The following is a 1,636-nucleotide window of genomic DNA, read 5'->3' as shown; positions in this document are numbered from 1 at the left end:
ACAACCCTTGAGAAGTCTCCTTCTGATAGAAAAGTGACCGATGCCAATGTTACCACCTATAAATCATTCACGGGAAATGCCAATAAATCAGCGTTGCTTTTACCGTATAAAAAATTCAGATTTAATGGGTTAAACGGTTCCGTTGCTACTTTTTCTAATTATGATGGTACTACCGATGAAACCGCATCTACCTCCTACAGGGAGACGCTAAAATATACGCATTACGATACGCAGGGAAACCCGTTGAGTTTGTTGATCAATGGTGGTGTTAACCAATCCTATCTGTGGTCATACAAAGGTCAGTATCCCGTTGCGGAAATCCAGAATGCCGATAATGCTGGGGTTCTCTCTGCTTTGGGTGGAACATCCTTTACTGACATGGCCGCTATGACCGGGACCATTGCGATTCAGTCCAAACTGGATGCGGTACGCATTGCGCTACCCGCAGCACAGGTTACCTCATACTTATATACTCCGCTTATTGGTGTATCCAAAACGATAGATGCAGCTGGTAAAAGTCTTGTGTACGAATATGATGGGAACGGACGTCTGAAATACATTAAAGACAACACCGGAAACATACGCTCGTCCTATTGTTATAATTATGCGGGACAAACTATTGCTTGCGACGTCATTGCGGCAACTGGTACGGTTAGCCCTTCCCAGCTTTTTCTTTTGGCTAACCAGGGCGGGCCGCTTCCGGTTACCTTGGTAAATTTCAATGCGATCAAAGAAGAAGCAACTGCATTGTTAACCTGGAACACCACGGCAGAGACAAACAGCGAACGTTTTGATGTAGAGCGCAGCCTGAACGGGAAAGATTGGAACCGGATTGGCAGTGTGGATGCCAAAGGCGAAAGCGTAAACATGCAGTATTACTCCTTCAAAGACGGCAGTCCGGCAAACGGAGAAAATCTGTACCGGTTAAAAATGATAGACCGGGATAATACTTTTGCGTACAGCCGGATACAAAGCCTGATTTTTGATAAAAAGGTTTCGGTCTATCCGAACCCTCTCACCTTTGGAGAGAAACTGAACCTGGGCACACCAGACCCGGATAAAATCAGCCATGTAAAAATTTATGATGTTCAGGGTAAACTTGTTTTCTCGGAAAATAAACCAGGCCGCCAAATCGATGTAAGCAGCCTTCGGGTAGGGGTTTACATGGTACAGCTTACCGGGATGAACGGTTCTGTAAGTACGCACCGCATCGTAAAACAATAGTAGTCCTGACTGATTTACAATTAGCTAACCCTAAGATCATGAAACGTCATTTAATCTATATATTTCTGCTGGTTTGCACGCTCACTGCATTGGGGCAGACCGCGTCCGCGCAGACCGCAAGCCAGAACTTTGTTCTTTCAAGGCATTACAAACAGGCGGGTGCCGGTGCCAGTGATATCGGCAAAGTCAATATCCAGGTCCAGTATATCGACGGGCTTGGCAGGCCTGTCCAAACCGTATCGGTTGGACAAAGCGCTGAGGGTACCGATATTGTCCAGCCAATCGCGTACGATGCCTTGGGCAGGCAGCCCAAGGCGTATTTACCGTACGCGTCTGGTAGCCACGGGAGCTATAAGGACAATGCGCTGAAAGTGGTAGCCCCGGCCACAAAGACTGACCAGGAGCGTTTTTA

The 1,636-nt window shown here is 46.9% G+C and carries 2 protein-coding genes; both read left to right on the top strand.

The window, feature by feature from the left end:
- Positions 1–1,224: T9SS type A sorting domain-containing protein (locus RB622_RS30070; protein ID WP_308050543.1), on the top strand; the 1,224-nt coding region annotated here is incomplete at its 5' end.
- A 38-nt stretch (positions 1,225–1,262) separates the two neighbouring features.
- On the top strand, positions 1,263–1,636 hold a 374-nt coding region (locus RB622_RS30065; RefSeq protein ID WP_308050542.1), incomplete at its 3' end, for a DUF6443 domain-containing protein.

This window comes from Dyadobacter sp. LHD-138 (genome assembly GCF_030929615.1).
Taxonomy (GTDB): domain Bacteria; phylum Bacteroidota; class Bacteroidia; order Cytophagales; family Spirosomataceae; genus Dyadobacter.
Note: the sequence above shows the minus strand (reverse complement) of the source record. Positions and strands in the feature narration are given on the sequence as shown.